General features: G+C 42.0%; 21 protein-coding genes. 9 read left to right on the top strand and 12 right to left on the bottom strand.

The features are described from left to right. Positions 1-57: 57 nt before the first annotated feature. The 4 genes from BM090_RS09720 to BM090_RS09735 form a co-directional block, all read right to left on the bottom strand. Positions 58-816 (bottom strand): lysophospholipid acyltransferase family protein, encoded by a 759-nt coding sequence (locus tag BM090_RS09720; protein ID WP_091511646.1) that lies wholly within the window; start codon positions 814-816, stop codon positions 58-60. Between the two features lie 150 nt (positions 817-966). Further along, a complete protein-coding gene (locus BM090_RS09725) occupies positions 967-1,731 on the bottom strand; it encodes a T9SS type A sorting domain-containing protein (RefSeq protein ID WP_091511648.1) in 765 nt (254 codons plus the stop codon). A gap of 340 nt (positions 1,732-2,071) precedes the next feature. Beyond that, positions 2,072-2,929: a nucleoside phosphorylase gene (locus BM090_RS09730; RefSeq protein ID WP_091511650.1), complete on the bottom strand. Its 858-nt coding sequence runs from the start codon at positions 2,927-2,929 to the stop codon at positions 2,072-2,074. 132 nt (positions 2,930-3,061) lie between these two features. Further along, positions 3,062-4,045, bottom strand: a complete 984-nt coding sequence (locus BM090_RS09735; protein WP_091511653.1) for an outer membrane beta-barrel protein — start codon at positions 4,043-4,045, stop codon at positions 3,062-3,064. A gap of 334 nt (positions 4,046-4,379) precedes the next feature. Here BM090_RS09735 and clpX point away from each other — a divergent pair, with 334 nt between their 5' ends. After that, positions 4,380-5,663, top strand: coding sequence for an ATP-dependent Clp protease ATP-binding subunit ClpX (gene clpX / locus BM090_RS09740; RefSeq protein ID WP_091511657.1), 1,284 nt, complete (start codon positions 4,380-4,382; stop codon positions 5,661-5,663). Positions 5,664-5,756: 93 nt separating this feature from the next. On the opposite strand, the gene BM090_RS09745 is transcribed toward clpX, so the two are convergent. Beyond that, a complete protein-coding gene (locus tag BM090_RS09745) occupies positions 5,757-7,613 on the bottom strand; it encodes a hypothetical protein (protein ID WP_091511659.1) in 1,857 nt (618 codons plus the stop codon). 325 nt (positions 7,614-7,938) lie between these two features. Here BM090_RS09745 and proS point away from each other — a divergent pair, with 325 nt between their 5' ends. The 5 genes from proS to ychF all read left to right on the top strand — a co-directional run bounded on the left by proS (position 7,939) and on the right by ychF (position 13,140). Beyond that, entirely contained in the window at positions 7,939-9,417 is a 1,479-nt protein-coding gene (proS, locus tag BM090_RS09750) for a proline--tRNA ligase (RefSeq protein WP_091511662.1), read from the top strand. A gap of 82 nt (positions 9,418-9,499) precedes the next feature. After that, positions 9,500-9,988 carry a SixA phosphatase family protein gene (locus BM090_RS09755; RefSeq protein ID WP_091511664.1) on the top strand — a complete coding sequence of 163 codons (489 nt, stop codon included), beginning with the start codon at positions 9,500-9,502 and terminating at the stop codon, positions 9,986-9,988. 159 nt (positions 9,989-10,147) lie between these two features. Beyond that, positions 10,148-11,455 carry a glycosyltransferase gene (locus tag BM090_RS09760; protein WP_143083938.1) on the top strand — a complete coding sequence of 436 codons (1,308 nt, stop codon included), beginning with the start codon at positions 10,148-10,150 and terminating at the stop codon, positions 11,453-11,455. Positions 11,456-11,491: 36 nt separating this feature from the next. Next, positions 11,492-11,947, top strand: a complete 456-nt coding sequence (gene coaD, locus BM090_RS09765) for a pantetheine-phosphate adenylyltransferase (protein ID WP_091512097.1) — start codon at positions 11,492-11,494, stop codon at positions 11,945-11,947. A gap of 95 nt (positions 11,948-12,042) precedes the next feature. Further along, positions 12,043-13,140: a redox-regulated ATPase YchF gene (gene ychF, locus BM090_RS09770; RefSeq protein WP_091511671.1), complete on the top strand. Its 1,098-nt coding sequence runs from the start codon at positions 12,043-12,045 to the stop codon at positions 13,138-13,140. Between the two features lie 81 nt (positions 13,141-13,221). Here ychF and hisA read toward each other — a convergent pair whose 3' ends face one another. The 4 genes from hisA to dapF all read right to left on the bottom strand — a co-directional run bounded on the left by hisA (position 13,222) and on the right by dapF (position 16,902). Continuing rightward, positions 13,222-13,941 (bottom strand): 1-(5-phosphoribosyl)-5-[(5-phosphoribosylamino)methylideneamino]imidazole-4-carboxamide isomerase, encoded by a 720-nt coding sequence (gene hisA, locus BM090_RS09775; RefSeq protein ID WP_091511673.1) that lies wholly within the window; start codon positions 13,939-13,941, stop codon positions 13,222-13,224. Between the two features lie 48 nt (positions 13,942-13,989). Next, positions 13,990-15,057: a TerC family protein gene (locus BM090_RS09780; RefSeq protein ID WP_091511680.1), complete on the bottom strand. Its 1,068-nt coding sequence runs from the start codon at positions 15,055-15,057 to the stop codon at positions 13,990-13,992. A 229-nt stretch (positions 15,058-15,286) separates the two neighbouring features. Next, positions 15,287-16,117 carry an alpha/beta hydrolase gene (locus tag BM090_RS09785; RefSeq protein ID WP_091511686.1) on the bottom strand — a complete coding sequence of 277 codons (831 nt, stop codon included), beginning with the start codon at positions 16,115-16,117 and terminating at the stop codon, positions 15,287-15,289. After that, entirely contained in the window at positions 16,114-16,902 is a 789-nt protein-coding gene (gene dapF, locus BM090_RS09790) for a diaminopimelate epimerase (protein WP_091511690.1), read from the bottom strand. The genes BM090_RS09785 and dapF overlap by 4 nt, the downstream gene beginning before the upstream one ends. A gap of 452 nt (positions 16,903-17,354) precedes the next feature. Between dapF and tatC the strand changes: the two genes are divergently transcribed. The 3 genes from tatC to BM090_RS09805 all read left to right on the top strand — a co-directional run bounded on the left by tatC (position 17,355) and on the right by BM090_RS09805 (position 21,151). Next, entirely contained in the window at positions 17,355-18,167 is an 813-nt protein-coding gene (gene tatC, locus BM090_RS09795; protein ID WP_091511693.1) for a twin-arginine translocase subunit TatC, read from the top strand. A 177-nt stretch (positions 18,168-18,344) separates the two neighbouring features. After that, positions 18,345-19,961, top strand: coding sequence for an OstA-like protein (locus tag BM090_RS09800; RefSeq protein WP_091511696.1), 1,617 nt, complete (start codon positions 18,345-18,347; stop codon positions 19,959-19,961). Beyond that, complete coding sequence (locus BM090_RS09805; RefSeq protein ID WP_245756712.1) at positions 19,961-21,151, top strand: aspartate aminotransferase family protein; 1,191 nt, start codon at positions 19,961-19,963, stop codon at positions 21,149-21,151. The genes BM090_RS09800 and BM090_RS09805 overlap by 1 nt, the downstream gene beginning before the upstream one ends. Before the next feature lie 84 nt (positions 21,152-21,235). Here the strand turns inward: BM090_RS09805 and BM090_RS09810 are convergent, their stop codons facing one another. From BM090_RS09810 to BM090_RS09820, 3 genes are all read right to left on the bottom strand, one after another. Continuing rightward, on the bottom strand, positions 21,236-23,428 hold the full coding sequence (locus BM090_RS09810; RefSeq protein ID WP_091511698.1) for a T9SS type A sorting domain-containing protein: 2,193 nt from the start codon (positions 23,426-23,428) through the stop codon (positions 21,236-21,238). A 212-nt stretch (positions 23,429-23,640) separates the two neighbouring features. Beyond that, a complete protein-coding gene (locus BM090_RS09815) occupies positions 23,641-24,558 on the bottom strand; it encodes an acyl-CoA thioesterase (protein WP_091511701.1) in 918 nt (305 codons plus the stop codon). Between the two features lie 18 nt (positions 24,559-24,576). Continuing rightward, the gene (locus BM090_RS09820; RefSeq protein WP_091511703.1) at positions 24,577-26,094 is read right to left on the bottom strand and encodes a class I adenylate-forming enzyme family protein; all 1,518 of its coding nucleotides are present in this window, start codon (positions 26,092-26,094) and stop codon (positions 24,577-24,579) included. Between the last annotated feature and the right edge of the window lie 32 nt (positions 26,095-26,126).

Below are 26,126 nucleotides of genomic sequence, written 5' to 3' on the forward strand. Positions count from 1 at the left end.
CGTTTTTACTGCCCAAACACAGACAAATTGTCCTGTTTTTTGGTTTTGTAAAGAAATCTATACAGACAAAATGTCTTGTTTTTTATCCAAATGACTTTTCATCAGGTCAAAAACCTGTTGTTTGAGCGCAGCCGTATCTTTTTTATCCAAATGAGCCGTGTTAATCGGCGGCAAAAAAGTCATTTTAATAGTGCCTCTGCGCACACGCAGGCCTTCGAGTGGATGCAGCAATTTACCCGAATTTTCGACTACAATCGGCGCAATCGGTGTTTGTGTTTCGATGGCCAACCGAAATGCGCCATCTTGAAACGGTTGCAGATTGGTTATTTCGGGGGTTTTGTTCATCGTACCTTCTGGAAAAATAAGAATTGACGTACCGCCATCTAATCGGCGTTTCATCTCCACGAGGCTGGCCAAACGGCTGCGGCCATTGCTGCGGTCTATCATAATGACCACGTAGCGGTACATCAGCCCGAACACGGGCACGCGGCTCATTTCGATTTTGCCAAGCGGCCTAAAGTCGTTGGGGATTGCCCACACAAGCGCAGGCGAGTCCAAGAAAGAGTTATGATTGGCTGCAAAAATGTACGATTGATTTGGGGAAATATTTTCTAACCCATTGATCTCGTAGCGAATAGCCGCAATACTCGCCCAACCAATTGCCCAGAAATTAAGAAATTTGTAGGCAAGTTTTCCGCCCCATTTTTCTCCAAAAACAAATGACAAAACAATAAGCGGCGTAAGCACCAACATAAAAATTCCGAATGTACCAACCGCCCAAACACGATAAAGCTGCAACAAAAAACCTCGATTCAATGCAAATAGTATTTTTATAGTTATCTGATAATGAATGTATTTTATTTATTTAAAATAAAAATTATACAAATATAAAAAATATCCACACAACAAAAAAGCCCCAGTATAAACTGAGGCTTTTGTTTAATATTTCAGTAAGTAACGCTACAATTATTCAGCAATTACTACTTTTTTAGTATCAACCAATTTGCCAGCTTGTACGGTGTAGAAGTACATGCCTGATTGCAAACCAGCAGCATTGAAACGAACAGATTGTTCGCCAGCCGATTGGAATTCGTTTACAAGCGTAGCTACTTCTTGGCCAAGCATATTAGTAACTTTTACAGTTACTTGGTCAGCTTTAGGAAGGCTATAAAGAATTTCAGTAGAAGTCCCTTTTTGTACAGGGTTTGTAACTCTTGAAAGCAAAGTAGCTTTAGTCAAGTTGCCTTTTGTGCCAGCAACAGCCGCCGTAATAGGGAACTCAACTTTGAAGTCTTTGCAGCCGCCATCAGCATTTGCATCTTTACCTTCATTATCCCATTGGCCGTTTACACCACTGTTCAATACAAAGTCAAGAGCAGTAATAGCGAATGGATCTGCATTGAAATGAGTAGATGGCACAAATGTTTTTTGCCATACGTTAGTAGTACCGCTCACCAAAGTAAAACCTGTTGTAGCTTCTGTACCCAAATCGCCTGAGATGAGGTTAGACCAAGCAGCACCGTTCAAAGTAATACCGCCGTGCATACGAACTGTACCACCACCAGAAAGTGAATTACCTGCACCTAATGGACAAGTTTGGGTAGTATTTACAGTGATAGTAACAGCATCACCTGCTGTAGCACCAACAGGAGTAACGGTTATACCTGCAATTTGCGCCTGAGCACCGAAAGCAAGAGTTAGGGCAGCTAACGATAGTAGTTTTCTTTTCATAATAGAATAAATGTTAACAGTTTGGAAATATGTTGTTGAGTGAAAATAGGTTTTCCTTTCAGATGTAAAATTAGAATAAAATATTAGTCAGATCAAGAAAAAAAAGAAAGAATTTGATAAAATTCCTATTATCAGTATAAAATATTGGATTTACCAAAATAAGCAAATAAAATATTTTTCAAAAATATATATTGAATGAAGCTTTATTTAACAAATAATTGACGTTAATTTTAACACATTTCCAATAGAAAACGATTGCATAACAATACGCAAGAGTATAAAAAAAACGCGCCATTTTTAAATAGCACGTTTCTCTTAAAAACCTATTATGACTCTAAAATTAAAGTCTGTCCAATGTTTTTACAATCAAGCTATCTATTACTTTTTCAGCTTGGGTAGAAAACAAATTTTGCACTCTTTGCGCTACAATGGCATTAAGCGACAGCATATTATGGCCAAGCATACGCCCCATCGCATAATAAGCCGCTGTTTCCATCTCAAAATTAGTCATCTTAAAGCCTTCATAATCAAAACCTTGATATTTAGATACCAAATTAGGAATAGCCGTTTTCAGACGAAGTTCGCGACCTTGTGGCGCATAAAAGCCTGGACACGTAAGCGTATTACCTTTGTACATATCAAAGGCTATTTTTTCCAGAAGTTCGCTAGAAGCAGCCGCCACATACGGTCTGAATGGCAAGCCTAAATCTTGTTGTAGTTTTGAGCCAATATTAGTTTCTTGTTCGTTGGCTTCAAACGCATAAAAACACATGAGTGTATCCAAGCCAATTCCTGTAGCAGAGGCCAATTCCGAATCTAAAGCCACATTTTCCTGCAAACCGCCCGAAGTTCCGATACGGACAATATTCAACGTTTTGTGCTCTGATTTCGGAATACGCGTTTCCAAATCAATGTTGGCAAGTGCATCGAGTTCGGTCATAAAAATCTCGATATTGTCCGTGCCCATACCCGTAGAAATAACCGTGATGCGTTTGCCTTTATAAAAACCCGTATGCGTAATAAACTCACGTTTATGTACTTCACGCTCTATGCTATCAAAATGACAGCTCACTTTAGCCACTCTTTCTGGGTCTCCGACTGCAATAATATTATCAGCAATATCTTCTGGGCGCAAATTCAGATGATAAATCGTCCCATTTTTATTTACAATTAGCTCTGATGGTGCTATGGCGTTCATGGTAGTCATAATATTTTTTTAAACTGTCTCTCAAAAAAAGAAAGCAGGCAATATACATTTTTTATTATTATAAAATAGCTTTAAATAAAAAAGGCCGCTTTGAAGGCGGCCTTTTTTATTATATCAAATAGACTATCTATATCTTGGAACTTTACGACGATATTTTTTAAGCATACGTTGCTTTTTTATACCCATATATTTTTTGTGGGGCATTGAATATTCTACTTTAGCACCAATAATATAATAGCCATCTTTTGTAGAATTATCGCCACGTATCGTACCTGGATTCAATGCCGGCAATCCAATCTCTGGACGGCGATCTGAAAGAGCAGCGGCAATATGACGTTTATCGTTCGGAATATTAGCGGTTTCAAAATATGATTTATCGATATTTTTACCACTCACATCATCCAAATAGTCTGTATTGGTAAAACGATAAGCTACTTCTACGGCAACGTCTATGCTTGGCGAAACTTTAGCTCTTGCTCCAATACCAGTGAGAAGAATTGGTGTAAAAACACTGTATTTCTTACCCTCCGTTTGTAACTCACGTAAATAATACCAACGAGCTTCGTTATTGCCTGTTTTATCCATATAATAGGTTTCTGGAAAATAGGCAGAAACACCCACACCAAAAATACCATAGATATTAAAAGGGCGGCGTTTGTCATAAGATTCATAAAACGACGTATTTGGCAGAACATCTATTTGGAAAGCTGCCGTAACCTCATAATTATCAGATCTGAAAGATAAATTCCTATTTGTGCGATCCGTTTTAACCAATTCGCCATTTTTATAACGGCGGTCACGACCTCCAATGCGATACCATTGCACTTCGCCACGCGCACTAATATTAGAATTGAAACGATAGCGTGCACCCAAACTTAGCTGAGGACGGGACTCTTGAAAGCAATCTCCTGTTTCGCATAATTCGCCAAAATAAGAAGCAATCCCCAATCCCGCGGAAAAAGTAATCCCCTTGCTCTTGTCATGAGATGCCCCATAAAATTTTTTTGATTTGGTGTGGCCTCTCTTTATAAGCATTTTTGTTTGCGCAACGGTTGTTGTTACACCAACGAAAAACGCCCCAACCAAAAATAATACATATTTATTCATATTTCCTGCTTTTATTATTCCTTGTTAGTCGCTTTTGTTACAAAATGTATGAGATACAATGCTTATCTGTTTTTACAGACAAAGCTATAAACTAAGGTTTTAAGTAATGATAAAAAGAGCATATCTGAGTACGCCTTTTTAACCATTCCACAAAGAAAGCACTATTTTCTTTAAGAAAAAAAATTTTAGCATTAAAAAATGAAACAAATATTACTTTTCGTACGCATAAAGTGTCTTTCTCGCAAAAAAGAATTAACTTCGCGCAAGTTACTACGTTTAAACAACGATTATTCGATAGTCAATTTAGAGTTCCTCAATTATAATTTCATAACCATTGAAATCAGCCATAAATTGTTCGTTTTGCGGACGAAGTAAAAAAGAAGTTGCACTTATGGTATCAAGCACTGATACACACATTTGTAACTATTGTATCACTCAGGCATACAATATTTTAGAAGATGAATTGGGGGCGCAACCCAAAAAAGAAAAAAATTCAACATCCGCGAAGGCAAACACCAGCATGCAGTCTTCTTCGGAAAAACTCAAACTTGTAAAACCAACAGAAATGAAAGCGCATTTAGACCAATTTGTTATTGGCCAAGATGAAGCGAAAAAAGTACTTTCTGTGGCAGTTTATAATCACTACAAACGCCTGCAACAAAGACAATTACACCCAGATAATGAAATTATGATTGAAAAATCTAATATTATTATGGTGGGTGAAACAGGTACAGGGAAAACCTATTTGGCTAAAACATTAGCACAAAAACTACAAGTTCCGTTTTGTATTGCAGATGCTACCGTTATCACAGAGGCTGGCTATGTGGGCGAAGATGTAGAAACAATCCTTACACGTTTGCTGCAAGCTGCTGACTATGACGTACAAGCCGCCGAACGTGGCATTGTTTATATTGATGAAATAGATAAAATTGCTCGCAAAAGCGACAATCCGTCTATTACCCGCGACGTAAGTGGCGAAGGCGTACAACAGGCTTTGCTCAAACTCTTGGAAGGTTCTATAGTGAACGTGCCACCACAAGGTGGGCGCAAACACCCCGAACAAAAAATGGTGTCCGTAAACACAGAAAATATCCTGTTTATTTGCGGAGGAGCCTTTGACGGTATCGCCAGACTTATTGGCGCACGACTCAACAAACGCCCTATTGGTTTTGTGGGACAAGCCGACCAGACAGAAGACATCAATCAGGAAAATATGTTGCAGTACGTGACAGCGCAAGACCTTAAATCCTTTGGCCTTATACCTGAACTTATTGGCCGTTTGCCTGTGGTGAGTTACTTGAATCCGTTGGATAAAGTTGCTTTGCGTAACATTCTGACCCAGCCCAAAAATGCCATTATTAAACAATACCAAAAACTGTTTGAAATGGAAGGTATTGCGTTGACATTCAGTGATGATGCATTGGATTTAATCGTAGAACGTGCTTTGGTTTTCAATTTAGGCGCGCGCGGTTTGCGTTCTATTTGTGAGAGTATTATCACTGATGCTATGTACGAGCTACCTTCACAAGAAGGCGTAACCTCTTTTGAAATTACACGCGAGTACGCAGAACAAAAAATTAGTAAATCAAAATTTGGTAAAATTCATTTGGTAGCATAATTCAAATGTTTTTTGCTTTGGGCAAATAAAAAGGCTACGTCATAGATTGAACGTAGCCTTTTGCTTTTATTATAAATAATGGAACTTAATTCATTAACGTGGTCGGCTTCTTCCGCCTCCTCCGCCACTGTTTCCTCCACCACCGAAAGAACCTCTACTTCCTCCCCCACTATTTCCGCCGCCAAATGAAGGCGAAGAAAAACTTTCAGAGCGTTGAGGTCTTGAATCTTGTTGGCGTGGCTGTGAGAAGTTATCGTTTCTTGGTTGAGAAAAATTGTCATTTCTCTGTGGCTGCGAATACTCCTGACGAGGCTGCGTATAAGTATTGTTATTTCTTGATTGAGAATACTCTTGGCGCGGCTGCGAGAAATTATCGTTTCTTGGTTGAGAATAAACATTATCGTTACGCTGCGGTTGCGAATAATCTTGACGCGGTTGCGAAATATTATCGTTGCGTTGTGGCTGTACTACATTGTCATTGCGGCGCGGTTGCGAATAATCCGACGGATTGGTATTTGATTTATATTGGTCGGGAATAGTGCGCGGTTGGCTATACGTCGGATTAACTGTAGAGTTATTATCTCTTGGCTGCACTGTAGTCTCATCAAAACGACGTGGTTGCGCATAGCCGTTGTTTGTGTTGTCTCTTGTCGGGTTAGTGTTGTTATCTGGTCTTGCGTTATTGTTACCAGTTTCTACACCACGCGGACGGCCTTGCGAAGTACCCGCATTATTTCCATTCGTCGGATTAGTTGAAATCTCACCGTTACGGCCTCCGCTTGGGTTGTTAGGATTACCTGCTACTTGGCTATCACGCGGACGAACTCCCGTCGGGCGGCCACCAGTTGAATTAGGTTCGCCAGTTCTTCCGCCACCGTTTACCACATCGCTGCTACGCGGACGAACACCGCCATTATTATAAGCGGGATTTGTAGCCAAACGACCACCACCTAAGTCGCTGCCGTTGCGCGGACGTGGATTGTACGAAACTTGTCTGCCTCTACGACCACCGCCATAATAGCCGCCATCGTAATAATACGGGCTGTAATATCCATTATAGTAACCGTTATAATATCCCCACGCATAATTATTGTAGCCATAATAATAATATGGACTGTTCCAACCCCAAGGGTCGTAATACATTCCGCCCCATGCACCATAATAGTAAGGCGAGTTCCAGCCATAATAATAAGCAGGACGATTCCAGCCGCCGTACCAGTTATTATACCAACTGTTCCAGCAACCGTGATTCCAACGCCAACCCACATTCATGCCCCAAGTGGCACCCATTCCCCAACCAAAACCAACCGTTACAACTGGGCGCACAGGCGCAATGTAAGTTGCACCATAAAACGGATTTACATCATATACCCAACTGCTTGGCTGATAAGACGAATACGAGTCATAATAATAGCCTGAATTAGAGTAATTGTTAGAATAGCTGCTGCCACTGTTATAACTCGACGAACCTGAATAGTAAGTATCCGACGAATTATTATTGTAGCTGCTGTAATTGCTGTTGCTATTAGTGCCTGTAGATGGCGAATAATAAATACTCGAATTGTCGGTATTGGTATAACTGCCACTATTCGTTTGGCTTTGGTAGCTGTTGGGCGTAGTGGACGAACGATAATACTCGGCAGCTTGGTCGGCATTACTGTTTGTCGAATAGCTGTCGGGGTTATTATTCAAATTTTGGCCTTGCTGCTGCGTTTTGTCGTCGCTGGCGGCACGGTATTGCGTCACGGGAGCGGCAGTGTTGGTGTTCGTGCGCTCTACTTTATATTGCTGTTCTTGGCTGATTTGCTTTTGGCGGTCAGCAGAATTAAAATAAACGTCGTCGTAGTCGGCGGCAGAGGAACTTTGGGCGGCTTGCTGTGTGGCGCAAGACATCGGAAGCAGTGCGCCCGAAGCCCAAAGAAGTGCGGAGATGACAGAAGGTACTTTCATATCGTAATTATTTTAAATCAAATAACGCTAAATACTGTTTTATTGCAAAATATTGTAAATCAAATATTTATCTGATATTATGATTTCAACCTTCATTTTACTGGAGAAAGACTTATTGCAATAAATTTACGCATAATCTCATAATCCAAACGCGAATCAGGCTAAAAAAATTATATTTGCTGCTCAGTTAGAACAGCTACCCGATATGCTGCAAATCTCGTACCAAAAAATACGACCGATACATTTAGTATTATTTTCAGTATAATAACACTGTAGCAGGTACAATTGATTTCCTTTTAATAAAAATAAATTTGATAACAACACCATGAGCAAAAGTTTGCCTAAGAGAAGCGAAGATTATTCGCTGTGGTACAATGAGTTAGTGAAGCGTGCCGACCTTGCCGAAAACTCGGCGGTGCGTGGCTGTATGGTCATCAAACCGTACGGTTATGCGATTTGGGAAAAAATGCAACAGACTTTGGACAAAATGTTCAAAGATACTGGCCACACCAACGCGTACTTCCCGCTTTTCGTACCCAAAAGCCTTTTTGAAGCAGAAGAAACCAACGCAGAAGGGTTTGCCAAAGAATGTGCCGTAGTTACGCACTATCGCCTACGCGCCAACCCCGACAAAAAAGGTTCACTTATGGCAGACCCCGACTCTAAGTTGGAAGAAGAACTTATCGTGCGCCCTACCAGTGAGGCGATTATCTGGAGCACTTACAAAAACTGGGTGCAGTCTTACCGCGATTTGCCTTTGCTTATCAACCAATGGGCAAACGTAGTGCGTTGGGAAATGCGCACGCGTTTGTTTTTGCGTACTGCCGAATTTTTGTGGCAAGAAGGACACACCGCGCACGCCAGCAAGGAAGAAGCCATCGCCGAAACCAAACAAATGTTGGAAGTGTACGCCACGTTTGCCGAAGAGTTTTTGGCTTTGCCAGTGGTGAAAGGCGTAAAAACGCCTAACGAACGTTTTGCGGGAGCTGATGACACGTATTGTATTGAGGCTTTGATGCAAGACGGAAAAGCCTTACAAGCAGGTACTTCACACTTTTTGGGTCAGAATTTTGCCAAGGCTTTTGATGTAAAGTTTGCCACGAAAGAAGGCGGTTTGGAACACGTTTGGGGTACGTCGTGGGGCGTGAGTACGCGCCTAATGGGTGCGCTGATTATGGCTCACTCCGACGACGAAGGTTTGGTTTTACCACCAAAATTAGCTCCTATCCAAGTGGTAATCGTGCCGATTTACAAAGGCCAAGAACAATTGGATATTGTGTCCGAAAAAGCCAACGATTTGCGTAAAAAGCTATTAGCCAAAGGTATTTCCGTAAAATACGACAACGCCGACACCCAATCTCCAGGTTGGAAATTTGCGCAATACGAACTCAAAGGCGTGCCTGTGCGCATCGCCATCGGTCAGCGCGACATCCAAAACGGAACGGCGGAAGTGGCTCGCCGCGACACGAAAGAGAAAAAGGTATATTCACTCGAAAATCTCGAAAACGTAGTAGCAGATTTGCTCGACGAAATTCAGGCCAACATTTACCAACGTGCCTTTGCGTTCCGCGAATCACACATTACGGAAGTAAATTCTTACGAAGAGTTTAAAGACGTATTGGAAAACAAAACAGGTTTTGTGTCGGCGCACTGGGACGGCACGCCAGAAACCGAAGAGCGAATCAAAGAAGAAACCAAAGCAACGATTCGTTGTATTCCGCTTACGCAAGTGCTCGAAGACGGCCAATGCGTCCTAACAGGCAAGCCTTCTAAAGGCCGTGTTTTGTTTGCAAAAGCCTACTAATCATAGTTTCATATGCGGCTTTGGTGTTAATTGCCAAAGCCGTTTTTAATTGATAATATTCATTCTCCTTACTCAAAAAACGATGAAAACTCTACTCATTATGCGTCACGCACGCGCCGAAGAAGCTTCTTTTGGCCAAACTGATTTCGAACGCGAACTTACATTTCAAGGCTTGCAGCAAGCCACGCGCATGGGTGCAACATTGGCCGCCAAAAATCTGTCCGTAGAGGCCATTTTGTGCAGTGCAGCAGCCCGCACCGCCCAAACTGCCCAGCTTGTGGCCGAACAACTGCATTTTGAAACCCAAAACATCATGTCGGAAGTAGCTTTGCACAATGCTTCTATGCGCGTATTATTGCAGTATATCAATGCTTTAGACGAAAAATATAATACGATTTTGCTCGTTGGTCATAATCCTGCCATTAGCTACTTGCCCGAATCGCTTACGCACGACGAAGTAGGCACATTGCCGACCGCTGGCGTTGTGGCGATACAAATTCAGGTGGAACAATGGGCGATGATTGGAGCTAATACCGCAAAATTACTTTGGACGGAATTTCCAACCGAATAAAATGGTGATATTTAGCACTTTTCAGAAAAAAATGCTTTGTTTTCGACTATTTTAACGGAAATTTTATAAATTGCCTGCCTTTTGTCTGAGCCAAGTGCAAAAAACATTTCGGCTTAGAATAGTATAATTTAATATTTTACAAAAACAATAAGAAGGCTCGTGATTAATAAAAAAAAGGTGGTTGTTTTTGGGCCAGGTCCTATGTTTAAGGGCGGTATGGCCAATTATACTTCTTCGTTGGCTCGCGCTTTTGACCGCACAGGCAACACCGAAACGCATATCGTTTCATGGACGCAGCAATATCCCGCTATTATTCCGCGCGATTTCATCGACCGCGCTTCCAAAACCGACGTATTGGCGGGTACAAACATTAAAGTTCATTACATTACTAACTATAACAATCCGCTTTCGTGGGGTGCTACTGTCAATGCCATCAAGGAAATAAATCCTGATATGGTGGTGTTTCAGTGGTCGGTGGCGGTGCAAGGCTTGCCGTTGGGCTACATTGCCCGCCGCATCAAGTCCGAAACGAATATTGAAGTGATTTTTGATTTGCATTTTGTGATTCAAAAAGAACAAAGCAGTTTGGATATGATGTTGAGCAAATACGGTTTGGCGGTAGCCGACACTTACGTTGTACACGCTTACAAAACGGCTCAAGAACTCGAAACACTTTACCCTAAAAAAACTTTTTTGGTAAACGAAACAGGCGTGCGCAGCAAGCAAAAAGCCCAAGCGACGGTTATTAAGTTGTATCACCCCGTGTACGATATGTTCAAAATTGACGCTAATTTTGACGTAGAAGCACAAAAACAAGCCCTAAAACTCAAGAAACACGTGTTTTTGTTCTTTGGATTTATTCGCAAATACAAAGGCCTGCATCATTGCATTGAGGCGTTTGCGAAAGTGGCCAAGCAGCGCGATGATGTGTCGTTGTTGATTGTGGGCGAATCGTTTTGGCAGACGCTGGACACGAGCAAAGTTTCTACCAAAGTAAAAACCGCGTTGTTTGGAATGGCAAAATCTGTTTTCTTGAAAAAGACTGATAATGAGCAAGATTACAACCCGTTGGCTTTGATAGAAAAGTACGGTTTGCAGGATTGCACGACGGTAATCAACGATTTTGTTCCGAACGAAGACGTACACAAATATTTTCAGGTAAGCGACTCGATTTTGTTGTTTTATGAATACGCCACGCCGTCGGGGGTGGAATCGATGGCCTATAACTTCAAAATTCCTGTGTTGGCTACCAAAGTAGGGCATTTCCCCGAAACGATTAAACATGGTTTTAATGGCTATTTGGCCGAAGCGGAAAATGCGGAAGATATGGCCAAACAAATGTTATTGTCTATCCAAGAGCCTATTAATCGCGAAAATGTGGACGCAATGGCTAAGAAATTTAGCTGGGACAATTACGCCGCCGCTATTTTGCACCGCCAACCGCAGTCCGATGTTGTTGTAGTCTAATTGATTGAAAAACAAAAGTTTAAACGGCTTTTTAGCATGAAAAAAATTGCCATTTTCCCTGGCTCTTTCGACCCGTTCACCAAAGGACACGAAGATATTGTGTTGCGTTCGTTGGCTTTATTTGATGAAGTAATTGTGGCCATTGGCATCAACAGCAGCAAAGTGCGTTATCTGCCCGTAGAAATAATGGTGGAGCGTATCGAATATACTTTCAGGGATTATCCGCAAGTGCGCGTGGCGACTTTTTCGGGGCTAACGGCCATTTTTGCTAAACAAAACGATGCGAGTTTTTTGGTGCGTGGTTTGCGTAACACTACTGATTTTGAGTATGAAAATACCATCGCGCAAGCCAACCGCTATGTTTTTGACCAATTAGAAACCGTGTTTTTGATTACTTCGCCCGCGTTGGCGGCCATTAGCTCGACCATCGTACGCGATTTGCACCGACACGGCCAAAATGTAGATGCTTTTTTGCCTTATCATTTGGAATAAAAATGCTGAAGGCACACATATAGTTTGTAAATACCGAATCGTATCTGTTATTTTTACGGCTCAAAATATTAATTCAATAATCCGAAATTTTCCCAATGGGTCTTCAATGTGGTATTGTCGGACTGCCTAACGTGGGCAAGTCCACCCTTTTTAATGCACTATCTAACGCAAAAGCGGAAGCCGCTAATTATCCTTTCTGTACTATCGAGCCAAATGTTGGCGTAATCACGGTGCCAGATGAGCGTTTGCAAATTCTTGAAGGTTTGGTTACGCCGCAACGCGTATTGCCTGCCGTGATTGAGTTTGTGGACATTGCGGGTTTGGTAAAAGGCGCAAGCAAAGGCGAGGGACTCGGCAACAAATTTTTGTCTAATATTCGCGAAGTAGATGCCATTATTCACGTGGTGCGTTGCTTTAAAGATGATAACATTGTTCACGTAGCGGGCGGTGTTGACCCAGTTTTTGACAAAGAAGTAATTGATAATGAGCTACAACTCAAAGACCTTGAGTCGGTAGATAAAAAAATATCGAAAATTGAGCGTGCGGCCAAGTCTGGCGATGCCAAATCCAAAAAAGATTTGGCGGTGCTTTTGCAATACAAGGCGCATCTGGAAGCGGGACAAAGTGCGCGTAGCATCGACGTAGCCGAAGAAGACAAAGCAGCCGTAGAAGATTTGCAATTGCTCACGGCCAAGCCCGTAATTTATGTGGCCAACGTGGAAGAAACCGCCGTGCTTACAGGCAACGAATACAGCCAAAAGCTCCAAGAAGCCGTAAAATCTGAAAATGCATTGGTTATTTTGGTGTCGGCGGCTATTGAAGCGCAAATCGCGGAACTTACTGACTTAGACGAACGTGCGATGTTTTTGGAAGAATATGGCCTTACGGAATCGGGTCTTAATCGCTTGATTCGTGCGTCTTATTCGCTTTTGAACCTGATTACTTACTTCACGGCTGGCGTGCAAGAAGTTCGCGCATGGACTATCCGCAAAGGTTGGAAAGCACCGCAAGCAGCTGGCGTAATTCACACGGATTTTGAACGTGGTTTTATCAAAGCAGAAGTAATTAAAATTGCAGATTATCAGCAGTTTAAAACGGAAGCGGCTTGCCGCGATGCTGGTAAAATCGGCATAGAAGGCAAAGAATACATCGTACAAGATGGTGACGTGATGCACTTCCGTTTCAACGTATAATCTTTGTTTTTGTATTGAAATGAATAAAAAAATCCCTTGCCGCATTGAGTGGTAAGGGATTTTCTTTTTGGGAGAAATATTTTATAAAAATCGTTTCAGTTCTTCCAACGTAAAGCGTTTTTCGTACAAGGCTTTGCCCGTGATTACGCCATAAATTCCCAAGTTGGCAAGCTCCTGCAAATCGGCAAGGCTGCTTACTCCTCCACTGGCAATTATTTGTAAATCAGGGAATTGTAGTTTCATTTTTTTGTAAAGCTCCACTGCCGCACCTTGCAAAAGTCCGTCGCGCGCCACATCCGTACTAATCACGTACCGAATGCCTTTGGCTGCCCATTGACCCACAAAATCAAAAATGGAAACTTCCGTGCTTTCTTCCCAGCCTGATATGGCTATTTTTTCGTTTTTGGCATCTGCGCCCAAAATGAGCTTTTCTGCACCATAAACACTAATCCATTTTTCGAATAATGTTGCGTTTTTGATGGCAATACTGCCGCCTGTAACTTGCGCTGCACCGTGGTCGAAGGCTTTGGCTATGTCCGTATCGGATTGTATGCCGCCACCAAAATCTATGTGTAAATTGGTGTTTTTGGCAATGCTTTCCAGTACCGAAATATTGATTATTTTTTTCTGTTTTGCGCCATCCAAATCCACTAAATGCAGACGCTTTAATCCTGCATTTTCAAATGATTTGGCAACGGCCAAAGGGTCTGTATTGTATTCTGTTTTTTGAGAAAAATCGCCTTGTGTTAGGCGTACACATTTGCCATCAATAATGTCGATGGCTGGAATAATCTGAAACATAAAAACGCAATAAAAAAAGTTAATTTTTTAGGAAATTCAATAAAAAAATTAATGCGCGTGATGTTTCTTTTTAGGGAAGGCCAAAGAAGCAATTACACTAACTCCCAAAATGCCAATAATGATATAAAGTGAATATTCTGTTTTGAAACCGAGCGGCTCAAGCCAATGATGCGCAATCATTTTTCCGCCAATAAAAATAAGTAGCACCGCCAAACCTGTTTTTAGGTAGTGGAACAAGTGCATGATGTTGGTCAGGAAGAAAAACATAGAACGCAACCCCATGATAGCAAATATGTTAGAGAAAAAAACTACATACGGATCTTGAGTAATAGAGAACACCGCAGGTACAGAGTCCACCGCAAAAATAAGGTCCGTAAATTCAATGATAAGCAACACCATAAATAGTGGCGTAAGCATTACGTGGCCATTCTTTTTAATGAAAAAATATTCGCCAACATAACGCGGAAATACGGAGAAATATCTAGAGGCCAAGCGCACAATAAAATGCTTTTCTGGTTCTATTTTCTCATCATCATCGCCGCTTTGTTCTAAGAACATTTTTGCACCTGTAAAAATCAAAAAACCACCAAAAAGATATAATATCCAAGCAAATTTTTGGATCAGAGCTGCGCCCAAAAATATAAAACCAAAACGCATAATAATGGCACCTAAAATTCCCCAAAAAAGCACTTTTTTGAAGTATTTTTCACGCACACCGAAAGAGGTAAAAATCATAATAATGACAAAAATATTATCAACCGAAAGCGCATATTCGGTCAGATAACCAGTCATAAATTCGATGGAAAGATTATGGCGATAGTTTTGTACACTTTCTGCAAAATCGTGATCGTTGATGTGTACTTGCTGCTCATCGCCAAAACGATAAACAATCTCACGCAAGCGGCTAAAGTCCTCTATACCATGTATTAAGTCGCCATGCGTGTAAAGAATCGTATAAAAAACAAGCGCGGCTGCCACCCACACCATACTCCAAATACCCGCTTCCTTGAATGTAATAATGTGGTTTTTTTTGCTGAATACGCCTAAATCTAAGGCAAGCATTCCGCCCACAAATATTAAAAATATAGAGAAAAATACTATTTCGTTGTAACTCATTGATTATAAAGAAGCTATCGAGTATTATGTTCTGACGAAAAGCCTTACTAAAGGCCAATAAAATACTTCAAAAATGAATATATCTAAAAATTCGCGTGCAAAAGTATGAAATTACCAATTACAATGTACGTTAATTCATCCTATTTATCAAAAAACATTTAAAAAATAAAGTTTTAAAGATTATTTTTAACAAAACACTTTCATTTTATTTGCTTTTATGCTAGCATTCTTATAGACTTTGTATTAAATTATGCTTGTAATATTCGGATACCTTTTGTAGTAAATTTACATGGTTTGCCTCCAATATATTTATTTTTTTGTATTCAATAGATTTTAATTTGTTTTTTATTTTCTTGTGAGGAATTACGTTGTCTGCAATACCCACAAAAAGTACAGTCATTATCTTGCGTTGGTTACAATTTGCGGCAATAAGTTCGACGTTCGGTGTTAATTTTCGAAACGCACACCAACTATAATACACTTGCCTACGTTTTTCGGGATTGTGCATTTGACTTAAGGCAAATTGCAGCAGTTTTTTATTCACGAGCCTTGCTTTTCCCAACCAATGCACCATATTCAAAAAGAAATCAGGATTTGAAATCAGCGACTTAAATATATAACGCATTAGTTGGCTGCCTGTTGCCAGCCGATACCAAAAATTAATATGCAGCCCGTCGGGAGCCGCCAATATAAGTTGATTCAGGCGTGTGGGAAATAATTCTGCCAGACACAAAGCTATTTTTGCGCCCAAACTAAAGCCCATTACACCAAATTGTTGAATCTGTTTTTCTTGTAAAAATGCCTCAAAAATATTTTTAACGTCTTGTTTTTCAATGGGTTCGTCGCTATTTGGCCAAATGCTTTCTCCATGAAAAAACAAATCAAAGCTATAAATACAATACTCATTTCCTAAGGCTTGCGCCACAGAAAGCCACGCATTTTTATTCTGCCCAAAACCATGAAAAGCCAAAAGTACGCGCTGTCCGTCGCCGTATTGCACATAAGAAAGCCGCGTGTTTTTCCAGGCAAAAGGCTCATGCCTTACGATGTGCAAACTCATGCTTGGGCTGAGTATTCAAATGTTCCTTCAAAAACTTTTTGGGCTGGCCCAATCAAGAAAATATTCTTAAAATGCTCGCTGTCAATGGCTTCAAAAGCAACTTGTAGGTTTCCGCCTAATGTTTTGATGCGAATAGGAGAAGGCAAATCCACCGAAGCGGTCAGGGCTGCCGCCGTTACGCCTGTGCCGCACGAATAAGTTTCGTCTTCTACACCACGCTCGTAAGTGCGCACAAACAGCGTATTGTCGGCCTGTTTTTCTACAAAATTAACGTTTGTGCCTACCGCCGCGAATCGGTCGTTATAGCGAATGGCGCGACCTTCTGCAAACACATCTTTGTTGGTAAGTCCCTGACTGAAAGTAACATAATGCGGCGAACCTGTGTTCATATACGCAAATTCGGGGTTGCGTTCTACGCTGCTTACGTCTTGCATTTTGAGGCGAATTTCGTTTTCGGGGGTAATGGTGGCCTCGTGCAAACCATCGGTTGCCATAAAAGTAGTGTGCGTGTCGAATAGCCCCAGCGTGTGCGCAAACGCAACAGCACAACGGCCACCGTTGCCGCACATCGAACCTTCGTAGCCGTCGGCATTGAAGTAAATCATCTCAAAATCAAAGTCTTGACGCTTCTGAATCAGGATAAGGCCGTCCGCACCCACTCCAAAGCGTCGATGACAAAGCAAGGCAACAAGCTGGTTATTTTGGCGGTCAAAAACTCCCGAACGATTGTCTATCATTACAAAATCGTTGCCTGTTCCCTGATATTTATGAAATATAATTGTCATTTTATTGCTTAAATTTTAAATCTCTCTTTATGCTGATTTTTTAGTACTCAATCAAAACCATTTCTTAAAACCAAAATCTGTGAAAGGATTGATATATTTTTCTTGCGTTGTATGAGGGCAAAGCGACAAAAATACAAGTGCAAGTTACTAATTGATATTTTCAATAAAAAACCCCACTCGAAGCAAGCAGGGTTTTAGCAGAATAAAAAATATATTTGTGAATAAATATTTCTATTTCAAAAGCGAACTACATTAAAATCGGCGGGAGCATCAACGACACCCCGCCTTGTGTAGAGAGAAGCCTTAACTATATTTCTTTATATCGAAAAGACGGGCGAAGGTAAACATATTTCTTGGGGTTTTCACATAAAAGTTCTTTTCGCAAAAACTATGTTTTATTTTTTAGAAACAGAATTGTAGTGTATTTGCGGCGAGCTATTATTTTTGCAACCATGAAAAACGATGATTTAAAAGAAATGACCTTCATAGACCACTTGGAGGAGCTGCGCTGGCACGTGATCCGCTCGGTAATTGCCATTGTGGTGTTGGCGGTGGTTGCCTTTGTGGAAAAACGAATTTTATTCCATGAAATAATATTAGGCCCTTCCCGCCCCGACTTCTGGACATATAAAATGATGTGCCAACTCGCACAAATTGTAGATCAACCGTTTTTGTGTGTGGAGCAGCTTAATTTTACGATTCAGAGCCGCAACATGACAGGCCAGTTTACGACGCACCTTTCCATTTCGATTTTGGCGGGTTTTGTCATTGCCTTTCCGTATGTGTTTTGGGAATTATGGCGTTTTATTGCGCCAGGTTTGTATCACGAGGAACGCAAAATTACGCGCTGGGCGGTGCTGTCGGTGAGTACTTTATTCCTGACGGGTATTTTGTTTGGCTATTATATCGTAGCTCCGCTTTCCATCAACTTTTTGGCCAACTACCAAATAGACGAAAGCATCATCAACGAATTTGACTTACTCTCTTACATAGAGGTACTTACAATGATGGTTTTGGCCTGTGGCCTGATGTTCCAATTGCCGATGGTGGTGTACGCACTTTCCAAAGCGGGCATTGTTACGCCGCATTTGATGCGCCATTTCCGTCGTCATGCGGCTGTCGTGATTCTGTTGATTGCGGCTATTCTTACGCCAAGCCCCGACGTAATGAGTCAGTTAATCGTGGCTATCCCGATTTATTTGCTTTACGAGCTTAGTATTTTTGTGTCGGCCTACGTGGAACGCCAAAAACTCAGAAGCAACTAATTTTTGTTTGAATAAAAAATTTTGAAGAAATGCAGCCGCACAAGATTCTTATTTTTGCGGCTGCATCTTTGTTTTGGTTGGCAAACATTGCGCTGGTTTTCCTAATTTTGGCGCGAGATTTGCAGCCGCAAACACAACGCTGTGATTCACAGCATTTCCAACAGACCAATATTTTAAATGCGAAACAAACTAATTGTACTTTTGCTTTGGCTCGGCAGCTTGCCCACAGCATTATATGCCCAACAAACAGGGATTAAAAGCGAATCTTTAGAAGGCTTTAAGATTAGAGGCGAAGATGTACGCCAATTTAGGGGCAATGTGCAAGTCAATCAACCTGGTAAAATGTTGTATTGCGATTTGCTCAATAGTTTTGTTCAATCCAAAAAATTTGAAGCCTTCGGCAATGTGCGTATCGTGCAAGACGACGGCTCGACGGCCACCAGCGACACGCTTCATTTCTTTGAAAGCAACCAATTGGCCAAGCTGCGCGGCAATGTTACACTCAACGACAAAGGCAAAATCCTGACTACCCGTTCGCTGGATTATCACATGAACGAAGGTTCGGCCTACTACTATTCGGGCGGCAAAATCGTGGACGGCAAAAACACGCTGACCAGTACCATTGGCGAATATAATCGTAATTCTAAAACGATGATTTTCAAAAAGAAAGTTCGTTTGGTAAGCGAAAATTATACGCTCGAAACCGATACGTTGCGTTACAATACCGAAACCAAAGTGGCGTATTTTTCGGGGCCAACCACCATCACGACCGCCGAAGGCGTACTCAAATCCAACAAAGGCGAATACGACACCAACACCGAAACTGCTTCGTTTGAAGGCCGTTCCAACGTAAACACGCCCGAATACAAACTTACCAGTGATTATTCGACTTACAACAAAGCACAAGACAGAGGTTTTGCGAAAGGAAAAGTCGTGATGTTTTCTAAAAAAGACAGCATTACCATTTTTGGCGACGAGGCGATTTACTCCAAAAATAGCGGCTATTCCAAAGTATATGGCCATGTGCTGATGAAAACACCAGCCGAAAAAGATACCATGTTTCTGACAGCCGACACGCTACTTTCGGTGGGCAGCCCCGACCCCAAAACTGGTCGCGCAAAACCAAGTAAATTATTGGCTTACAACCATGTACGAATTTTCAAATCTGACATTCAGGCCATTTGCGATTCGTTGGTATATAATTTTGCCGACTCAACTATTTATTTTTATCAAGACCCCGTCCTTTGGAACGCGGGCAGCCAACTAACTGCCGATTCGGTTTGGCTTTTGCAAAAAAACAACACGCCCGACAAAATGTATATGCGCGGCAACGCCTTCATTATCAGCCGCGACAGCCTCAAAAACTTTAACCAAGTAAAAGGCAAAAATATGTTGGCGTTTTTTAATAAAAACCAAATTCAGCGCATCAACGTAAACGGCAACGGCCAAAGTATTTACTTTGCACTCGAAGGCGACACGGCACTGACGGGCATGAACCGCGTGAATTGCAGCAACATGATTGTTCGGTTTAAAGAAAAAAACAAACTCAATAATATCACTTTCCTCACCAAACCCGACGCAGCTTTCATTCCGCCGCACGAGTTGCAAGAACCCGAAAAACGCTTCAAGGGATTCAAGTGGCGCGTAGAAGAACGCCCAACCAAAAAGAGCGTAACGGGAGTGTATTACACGCCAGAACCCGAACCAAAAAAGCAAAGCAAAAAAACTGCGGCAAGCAGCAATTCGGGCAAAAGCAATTCCAAATCAACGAAGACCAAAACAAAGAAAAAATAGTGTTATCTAACCGCCAGCTTTTTTTACAAAATTTAGCACAAACTACTGATTTTCCGTTACTTATCGAGATAGAACGCGCCGAAGGCGTTTATATGTACGCACCCGACGGAAAACGCTATACCGACCTAATTTCGGGCATCGGGGTAAGCAACGTAGGCCACCGACACCCGCGCGTAATCGAGGCGATTCATGCCCAAACAGACCGCTATTTGCACTTGATGGTGTACGGCGAATATGTACAGTCGCCGCAAACGCAATTGGCCGCTGCCTTGGTGCAGACTTTGCCGCCCAATCTGGACAATGTGTATTTGGTCAATTCGGGAAGCGAAGCCGTAGAAGGCGCGATTAAATTGGCCAAACGCTACACTGGCCGCAGGCGTTTTTTGAGTGCCGTCAATGCCTATCACGGTTCGTCGCATGGCGCACTTTCGGCAGGTGGCAACGAGATTTTCAAACAAAATTACCGCCCTCTGCTACCCGAAATGTATAATATTCGATTTGGAGAAATGGCAGATTTAGAACAGATTAGCACCGAAACAGCCGCCGTAATACTGGAAACCGTGCAAGGCGAAGCAGGCGTACGCGTGGCAAGTGCCGAATACATGCAGGCTTTGCGCGAGCGTTGCACACGAACGGGTACGCTCTTGATTTTGGACGAAATACAAGCAGGTTTCGGACGTACGGGCAAGTTTTGGGGATTTGAACATTACGGCATTGCGCCCGACATTTTGGTTTGCGCCAAAGGCATGGGCGGCGGTATGCCGATTGGGGCGTTTATTTCTTCTCAAAAAATAATGGGGAGTTTTAAAAACAACCCACTTTTAGGACATATCACGACTTTTGGCGGCCACCCCGTGAGTGCGGCGGCTTCGTTGGCTACGCTGCAAGTACTTCAAAATGAGAACTTAGTGGCAGACGTAGAACGCAAAGCCAATTTATTCAAAGAATATTTACAACACTCCGCCATACACCAAATCCGCAACAAAGGACTAATGATGGCCGTAGAAATGCAGTCGTTCGAGGTGCTCAAAGCTGTGATAGACCGCGCCATTGAGTTGGGTGTCATTACGGACTGGTTTTTGTTTTGTGATAATTCGATGCGCATTGCGCCGCCACTTACCATCACCGACGAGCAAATTCGCGAGTCTTGCGAAGTGATTTTGCAAGCAATCCGCGAAATTTGCGAGTAACCAAAGTAGTTCATTTTTAATAAAAATAAACCTCGCCGCCTGATTGCTTATAACCCAGAATCAGGCGGCGAGGTTTATTTTAGTTTATTGCTGCACCATCAATTTTTGGGTAGTGCTTCCCTTATCCGTCTGAATGCGAACCAAATACATACCTGCGGGCATATCCTTGAGCGAAATAGAGAGGCGATTATCGCCTTGATGTGCATGATGTAAATACTCTTTTCCAAGCATATCCAAAATACGAATGTCTGCCTCTTGCGTGGCTACTGGAAGTTCTAAGGAAAAAGCCTGTTTGGCGGGATTGGGGTACAGATTCACTGCAATAGAGGAATATTTCGGACTGCGAATACCTGTCGGAAGCATTGGCTCATAAGCGGCATAATACACATTATCATTCGCTTTTATAAATAGTAAACTATCATTGGACATGGCCTTTTGCAACTGTAGAACAAGAGGAAAATCTGCCACAAAAACAGCCGCATTTATGTCTCCTTCGTAGCGATAGATTTTGCCATAGCCCTGCCAATAGTCACTACGTGCAATAAAATACATTTGTTCTCCTATGTTAAATGCACCACCTTGGTGCAAATAAGCAGGGAAAGTTTTCTTTGTCCAAGTAAGGCCATTATCAACTGAATGGAAATAGGTGCTGTCGTAATTTAAAGCAACAAACACCTCATTCCCATGATGCGCTGGGCCTGCTTGACTAAATTCTGCTACATTGTTCGTGAAATTACATTTAATCCATGTCTCGGCATTGTCTGTACTGCGATATAAATCCCAGCCTCTGTACTGGTACAAGATATTATTGACCAAAAACAAGTAATTACCACCATAGTCAGTAGTAGGTTTGCCTGTATTTTTCAGCGTCCAACTATAGCCACCATCTTCACTGCGATAAACCAAGCCACCCAAACCCAATGAAATAAAAACATAAGGGTCTTTTTGTACAATGCCATAACTTGTCTGATTAGGAGGCAAACTCAGATTGTCTGTATCCCAAGCCAAACCATTGGCGTAGCCATGTTTCAGCAATTTATCATAAGCCAAAATATTGTCATTGTCTTGCAAATGATAACTACTGTAGTAGTTCCAATCGGCTTCTAAAATAAAAGAAGAACTTTGTAGATTATCTTCCGAAAGTGCATACAGACTTTTGGAGTTATCTGTTCTGCTAAATAATACCTTATTCTCCTGAACATCTAATAATGTAATTCGGTCATCTGCACTATTAATGCCATTGTTACGCGCTTCCCAAAACAATGTTTGTGGGTCATAACGAAACAAGCCTCTGGAAGTGCTTGCCCAAATCGTATCCTGCTGAAATACCAGGCCTGAGATATTGCCTAATGTGTAAGGTTGCCATGCCCCCACTTTTTCCCAAGCCAAGCCATTGAGTTTATAGACCCCATCTTGGCCTGTAAGGTAAAGAGTATTTTGGTGTGCATAAAGTTTAGATTCACCATTAAGTGATTTTTTATGCAGCCCTGCCCCTATCACTTGGGTGGTGGTATCTGGCAAGACGCGTCGCAAGATGGTGAGAGAATCCGCTAATTGATTAATGGTATAAAGCTCATTATTTAGTATTTCAAAATTAGATACGCTTCCCATACAAACCCTTAACCAGTTATGTCCATTATCTATGGATTTAACTAAACGATAACCATAAAAACCTGAATTTTCTGGTTTTGCGTAACTTAAATATAAAGCATTGCCTGTGCTTTTTCCACTATAAGGCGATTTTATTTTAATATTATCAGGGGCATTGAAAGTGATTGGTTTAAACTGCCATGTAATAGTATCTGCTTTTAGTATAAAAAGACTATCCTGATGTAGTGTCCCCATTTCACCAATTGCTAAAACTGAATCTTGATGTAACAAAAAGACATCTGCCCAATTCCTTATATTATTAATATTAGGAGTCATTGGGATGAGTGTATCTGTCCAAGATTCTGTCGTATAATCTTTTAGTTTTATTTGGTTGCCTCCGACCCAAACCAATCGCCCTCCTACTTGTTTCAGATAGCGCGCAGGATAAAAATATCCATATAGGGGATCATAACTACTCCAAGTATTTGCCTGATTAGCGGAAATATAATTAGAATCATTAGCGTAAGCATACATATTGCCTTTGTATATAGCCCCAAGTGCTACATATCCTCCAATAGAAGGTGTTTTTATTTTTTGCCAATCGCCCATTTGTAATGGTTGCGCTTGCACAACTGATAAGTGACAGAACAAAAGGCATAGAATAGCGGTTTTTAAAAGGTTTTTCATGTGGGAATTAGATAGGGGTTAAATAAAAATTGTTTGGCAAATTGCGTTTATTTTACAATCACCTCAAAACTATTTTATGTTTTTTAACGCTTTTTAGCAGTTTTTAACATTTCCTAAAGTAAAACTTTTTGCAATGTATTTCTTTTCTCAGCCACTTCTTTCAAACAAAAAACCCTGATAAATGCTTGACACTTATCAGGGTTAAATATCTTTTACTTTTCTGCGCGGGCTACTGTTTGGGCATTATTGGAATGTACGGGTTCGCGCAATGTCATCGGCCTGAGCAAACCTTCTTGCGCTACGGTAGCCACCAACTCTCCCGCCCTGCTGAATATATGACCCGAAGCGAAGCCACGCGCCCCAGCCGCAGCAGGCGAAACCATATCGAACAAAAGCCAATCCGTCAGGTCTGTAACGGGCTTATGAAACCAAATGGCATGGTCTAAACTCGCCATTTGCGTATTGATATAATTGTACTTGTTGCCATGCGCAAGCAAGGCCGTTCCCAGAATATTATAATCCGAAGCGTAAGCAATGAGCTGTTGAATATGCGGCAGACTGATATTTTCGGGTACATCTTTAAATCGAAACCAAACTTGGCTTTTGTTCTGCAACTGTGCCGAATCCGAATAATCGGGCTGAAAACACGAACGCATCTCAAGTGGTCGTTCCGCATTCACAAACAAACTCATTCGCGCCTGTTCATGAGCATCTTCCATAAACGATAAATCTATCCAACCTGAAAGCGTTTCGGGAGCAGGCACTTGCGGCATAGTTACCTGATGCGCCACACCGACTTCTTCGCCCTGAAACGATGCTGCCATCACAAAAATAGGCACGTCATTTTGTTTGGCTGTTACAAAACGAGTCGTGAAACTGCCACCATCTCTGACTGCTGCCACTTCATAACTTACAGGAAGTTTGAGGTTGCCAGGCAATACAAAATAGCAATGCAACGAATGACAAACGCGTTCCTTCGTGACGGTTCGAGTGGCGGCGTTCAGTGCTTGCGCCACCACTTGCCCTCCAAAAATATTGGGGCTACCCATGAAGCGACTTTTTCCCACAAAAACCCTTTCGGATTGTTGCTCCAGTTCTATAATTTCCAGTAATTCCGTTGTGGTTTGCATAGCTGATTAGAGTGCTTTTTAAACTAACTGTTTTTTCAAAATAAACTTCTGGATTTTGCCAGATGGCGTGCGCGGCAGCACTTCCGCGAAATGATAAATCTTGGGGATTTTATACCCCGCAATCACAGGTTTCAGAAAGTCTTTGATCATGTCATCTGTAACCGATTCAGGATTTTTCACCACCAAAACCGCCGTTACAGTTTCGCCCCATTCGGGATGTTCCGTCCCAATCACGGCCACATCTATTACCTCGTGGTGCGCGAGCAAAGCATCTTCAACTTCTTTGGAATAAACATTTTCTCCACCCGAAATAATAATGTCTTTCTTCCTGTCTATCACGTACATATAGCCTTCTTCGTCTATTCGGACGATGTCGCCTGTGATGTACCAACCATCTGCCGTAAAGGCTTCTTGCGTGGCTTCAGGCTTTTTGTAATAACCACTCATGCAACTATCGGCTTTCATCAGAATTTCGCCCACGCCGCCGTTACCGACCTCGTGGCCATTTTCGTCCACCACCTTAATACTTACGGTTGGCAACGGATATTTCCCGATAGAACCCGCCTTCCGCAACTGTTCTTCTGGATACAAAACAATGCCCGTAGGGCCTGTTTCCGTCATGCCGAACACCTGAAAAAAGTCGCCGTGCTTATAATGCGCACTAATTTTTCTGCTCAAATCTTCGCCGATTGGCCCTGCGCCATACGCCCAAACCCTTACGCTACTCAAATCAAAATCAAAGAAATTTTGAAGCATATTCATAGGCATCGAATACGAGATAGGCGCACCAAAATACAAGGTAATCTTCTCGTTTTGAATCGTTTGCAAGAAATGTAACGGATGATATTCTCGCAACAATACCACCGTGCCGCCTACGTACAGCGTACCGCCAAACCAGTTGTTCAGGGGCGAAGCGTGCCAAATCGGCATGGCCATTAGTAGGCGTTCATCTTTTTTCATCGAAACGCCAACTGCCGCAATTTGCGCCGCCACATAAATACTACGGTGCGGCATCACACAACCTTTCGGGAAACCCGTCGTACCAGAAGTATATAAAATTTCGCCGACCGATTCCAACGACAACACCGCTGTATACGCCAAATTCAATGGCGAGACCGTGTCCAGATGCGATTCGATTTCAATTGTGCCCGACACTTGTCCTTGCGTGCTGGCTTTGGGAATAGACAACGAGAGTTCTTCTACCACGCTGTTAAGCTGCGCATCAAAAAGCAAAAATTTCGCGTCCGAATCAGTGAGAATATATTCCAGCTCACGCGCTTTAAGTTTGTGATTGACAGGCACAACCACCGCGCCAAGCCGCCAAGCTCCCAACAAAAACCAAACAAATGAAGGCGAGTTATAGCAAAACAAAGCTACTTTATCGTCTTGTCCAATGCCGTTTTGTTGAAGAAAAGCCGCCACACGAAGCGTTTTGGCTTGTACTTGCTGGTAGGTTTGGCCTGCGCCGTTGTAACGGATAAAGTCTTTTTGAGCAAATTTTCGAACATTCGAATCGAATACCGATAGTAGATTCATGGTTTTGTATAGGTTAATTTGATTGCTGTACT

It is taken from the genome of Flexibacter flexilis DSM 6793 (assembly GCF_900112255.1).
Classification (GTDB): domain Bacteria; phylum Bacteroidota; class Bacteroidia; order Cytophagales; family Flexibacteraceae; genus Flexibacter; species Flexibacter flexilis.

What these genes read in the sequence shown, in the direction of transcription:
- BM090_RS09725 (WP_091511648.1), bottom strand. Translation starts at nt 1,731, where the DNA reads ATGAAAAGAAAACTACTATCGTTAGCTGCCCTAACTCTTGCTTTCGGT.
- BM090_RS09730 (WP_091511650.1), bottom strand. Translation starts at nt 2,929, where the DNA reads ATGAACGCCATAGCACCATCAGAGCTAATTGTAAATAAAAATGGGACG.
- BM090_RS09735 (WP_091511653.1), bottom strand. Translation starts at nt 4,045, where the DNA reads ATGAATAAATATGTATTATTTTTGGTTGGGGCGTTTTTCGTTGGTGTA.
- BM090_RS09745 (WP_091511659.1), bottom strand. Translation starts at nt 7,613, where the DNA reads ATGAAAGTACCTTCTGTCATCTCCGCACTTCTTTGGGCTTCGGGCGCA.
- proS (WP_091511662.1), top strand. Translation starts at nt 7,939, where the DNA reads ATGAGCAAAAGTTTGCCTAAGAGAAGCGAAGATTATTCGCTGTGGTAC.
- BM090_RS09755 (WP_091511664.1), top strand. Translation starts at nt 9,500, where the DNA reads ATGAAAACTCTACTCATTATGCGTCACGCACGCGCCGAAGAAGCTTCT.
- coaD (WP_091512097.1), top strand. Translation starts at nt 11,492, where the DNA reads ATGAAAAAAATTGCCATTTTCCCTGGCTCTTTCGACCCGTTCACCAAA.
- ychF (WP_091511671.1), top strand. Translation starts at nt 12,043, where the DNA reads ATGGGTCTTCAATGTGGTATTGTCGGACTGCCTAACGTGGGCAAGTCC.
- hisA (WP_091511673.1), bottom strand. Translation starts at nt 13,941, where the DNA reads ATGTTTCAGATTATTCCAGCCATCGACATTATTGATGGCAAATGTGTA.
- BM090_RS09780 (WP_091511680.1), bottom strand. Translation starts at nt 15,057, where the DNA reads ATGAGTTACAACGAAATAGTATTTTTCTCTATATTTTTAATATTTGTG.
- BM090_RS09785 (WP_091511686.1), bottom strand. Translation starts at nt 16,117, where the DNA reads ATGAGTTTGCACATCGTAAGGCATGAGCCTTTTGCCTGGAAAAACACG.
- dapF (WP_091511690.1), bottom strand. Translation starts at nt 16,902, where the DNA reads ATGACAATTATATTTCATAAATATCAGGGAACAGGCAACGATTTTGTA.
- tatC (WP_091511693.1), top strand. Translation starts at nt 17,355, where the DNA reads ATGAAAAACGATGATTTAAAAGAAATGACCTTCATAGACCACTTGGAG.
- BM090_RS09800 (WP_091511696.1), top strand. Translation starts at nt 18,345, where the DNA reads ATGCGAAACAAACTAATTGTACTTTTGCTTTGGCTCGGCAGCTTGCCC.
- BM090_RS09810 (WP_091511698.1), bottom strand. Translation starts at nt 23,428, where the DNA reads ATGAAAAACCTTTTAAAAACCGCTATTCTATGCCTTTTGTTCTGTCAC.
- BM090_RS09815 (WP_091511701.1), bottom strand. Translation starts at nt 24,558, where the DNA reads ATGCAAACCACAACGGAATTACTGGAAATTATAGAACTGGAGCAACAA.
- BM090_RS09820 (WP_091511703.1), bottom strand. Translation starts at nt 26,094, where the DNA reads ATGAATCTACTATCGGTATTCGATTCGAATGTTCGAAAATTTGCTCAA.